Origin of the sequence: Nonomuraea rhizosphaerae, from assembly GCF_019396405.1 — a bacterium.
Lineage (GTDB): Bacteria > Actinomycetota > Actinomycetes > Streptosporangiales > Streptosporangiaceae > Nonomuraea > Nonomuraea rhizosphaerae.
In genome coordinates this window covers 1-2,443 of record NZ_JAHKRL010000180.1, presented here as the reverse complement: position 1 = coordinate 2,443, position 2,443 = coordinate 1, and the positions used below count along the sequence as shown (strand labels likewise).

At 73.1% G+C, this 2,443-nt stretch carries 3 protein-coding genes; all 3 read left to right on the top strand.

Going from position 1 to position 2,443, the window contains the following annotated elements; genetic code table 11:
• Positions 1 to 1,134, top strand: a 1,134-nt coding sequence (locus tag KME77_RS08990) for a Tm-1-like ATP-binding domain-containing protein (protein ID WP_219463882.1), incomplete at its 5' end; no start/stop codon positions are given.
• Positions 1,131 to 1,952: a phosphoenolpyruvate hydrolase family protein gene (locus KME77_RS08985; RefSeq protein WP_219463880.1), complete on the top strand. Its 822-nt coding sequence runs from the start codon at positions 1,131 to 1,133 to the stop codon at positions 1,950 to 1,952. The genes KME77_RS08990 and KME77_RS08985, both read left to right, overlap by 4 nt.
• A 19-nt stretch (positions 1,953 to 1,971) precedes the next feature.
• Positions 1,972 to 2,379, top strand: a complete 408-nt coding sequence (locus KME77_RS08980) for a cupin domain-containing protein (RefSeq protein WP_219463878.1) — start codon at positions 1,972 to 1,974, stop codon at positions 2,377 to 2,379.
• Positions 2,380 to 2,443 lie beyond the last annotated feature (64 nt).

Genomic DNA, 2,443 nt, shown 5'->3' with positions numbered 1-2,443 from the left:
ACCGGCGAGCATCCGGACGACGGACTGCTCGCCGACGTCTCCAACACGCGGGTCGCCGAGGCGGCGGGAGCCTCGCTGAGCGCGCTCAGGGAGGCGGGCGACCGCGGGGCGGCGGTCACCGCCATGGGCGAGGGCGCCGCCGCGATCCTGGCCGAGCTCTACGCGGACGGCCGGGCCGACGCGGTGCTGGCCGTAGGCGGCAGCGGCGGGTCCTCGATCGCCGGCCGGGCCGTGCGCGACCTGCCGATCGGGCTGCCCAAGCTGATCGTGTCCACGATGGCGGCCGGGGACGTGTCCCCTTATGTCGGGGCAAAAGACGTCACGCTCATGTACAGCGTGGTCGATATCGCGGGCGTCAACCGCGTCTCCCGGGTGATCCTCGGCAACGCCGCGGCGGCCACGGCCGGCATGGCCGCCGCCCACCAGCTCGCCAGGGCCAGGAGCACCGCCATCCGCGACGACCGGCCGCTGGTCGCCGCGTCCATGTTCGGCGTGACCACGCCCGCCGTGGACGCCGCCCGCGAACGCCTCGGCGAGCTGGGCTACGAGGTGCTCGTCTTCCACGCCACCGGCTCCGGCGGCAAGGCCCTGGAGAGCCTGGCGGCCAGCGGGATGCTCGCCGGGGTGCTCGACCTGACCACCACCGAGCTGGCCGACGACCTGGTCGGCGGCGTCCTGTCGGCCGGCCCCTCGCGGCTGACCGCGGCGGGCGAGCACGGTGTGCCCCAGGTGGTGGCCCCCGGCGCCCTGGACATGGTCAACTTCGGGCCGCGCGACACCGTCCCGCCGCGGTTCGCCGACCGGCTCCTGTACGTCCACAACCCCACCGTGACGCTGATGCGCACCACGCCGGACGAGATGGGCGAGCTGGGCCGCCGCGTGGCCGCCAAGCTCAGGGACGCGAGCGGCCCGGCCGCGCTGTTCGTCCCGCGCGGCGGCGTGTCCGCGCTGGACGCTCCCGGCCAGGCGTTCGCCGACCCGAAGGCGGACACGGCCTGCTTCGAGGCGCTGGTGGACGGGCTGCGCGGCTCGCGCGTGGCGGTGGAGGAAGTGGAGGCGCACATCAACGACCCGTCCTTCGGCCGCGCCATGGCCGACAGGCTGCACGAGCTGATCTCCGGAGGCACACCGTGAACAGGCAGGACGTACTGACGCGACTGCGCGAGAACGTGGCGGCGGGGCGGCCCGTCATCGGGGCGGGCGCCGGGACCGGCCTGTCCGCCAAGTGCGCCGAGGCCGGCGGCGTCGATCTGATCATCATCTACAACTCCGGCCGCTACCGCATGGCCGGGCGCGGCTCCCTGGCCGGGCTGCTGCCGTACGGCGACGCGAACCAGATCGTCGTCGAGATGGCCTCGGAGGTGCTGCCGGTGGTCCGCGACACGCCCGTGCTGGCCGGCGTGTGCGGCACCGACCCGTTCCGGGTGATGCCCCGCTTCCTGGACCAGCTCGCCGCCATGGGCTTCGCCGGGGTCCAGAACTTCCCCACCGTCGGCCTGTACGACGGCGTCTTCCGCCAGAACCTGGAGGAGACCGGCATGGGCTACGACCTGGAGGTCGAGATGGTCCGGCTGGCGCACGAGCGCGACCTGGTCACCGCGCCGTACGTGTTCGACGCCGACCAGGCGCGGGCCATGGCCGAGGCGGGCGCCGACGTGCTCGTGCCGCACGTCGGGCTGACCACCAAGGGCAGCATCGGCGCCGGCACCGCCCTGACCCTGGACGAGGCGGTGAGCCGGGTGCAGGAGATGCGCGACGCCGCCGCCTCCGTGCGGCCGGACATCCTCGTGCTGTGCCACGGCGGGCCGATCGCCGAGCCGTCCGACGCCGCCTACGTCCTGTCGCGCACCAAGGGCGTGGTCGGCTTCTTCGGCGCCTCGTCGGTCGAGCGGCTGCCCACCGAGCTGGCCATCACCGAGCAGGTACGAGCCTTCAAGTCCCTGTCGTTCTAGCAACTCTGAGGAGAACGTCATGCACGTCAGCCCCGACTCCGTGCCCACGATGGCCTTCGACTGGGGGTCCATCAAGTGGTTCGTCACCCCGTCGGCGATCCCCGGCGCGGGCAGCTCGCTGGGGGAGGTCATCGTCAACCCCGGCAAGGGGCACGCCCGGCACAACCACCCCGGCGCCGAGGAGGTCATCTACGTGATCTCCGGTGAGGGGGAGCAGATGGTGGACGACGGGGAGCCGTTCGCGATCAAGGAGGGGGACAGCGTCCACATTCCCATGGGGGCCTACCACTCCACCTTCAACACCACGTGGCGGCCGCTGCGGCTGATCGTCACGTACACGCCCGGAGGCGAGGAGAAGGCTCTGGAAGGGGCCCCTGACCTGTGCCTGCACGAGCCGGGAACGGTCGCGGAGTGGCGTCAGGCGTGACCCCGGACGTCTCCGGGGCGGTTCGGGGATGAGGGGCCGCTCACGGGAGGGCCGTGAGCGGGCG

Excerpts from the sequence above, each read along its gene's own strand:
- KME77_RS08980 (WP_219463878.1), top strand. The coding sequence starts at position 1,972 with ATGCACGTCAGCCCCGACTCCGTGCCCACGATGGCCTTCGACTGGGGG.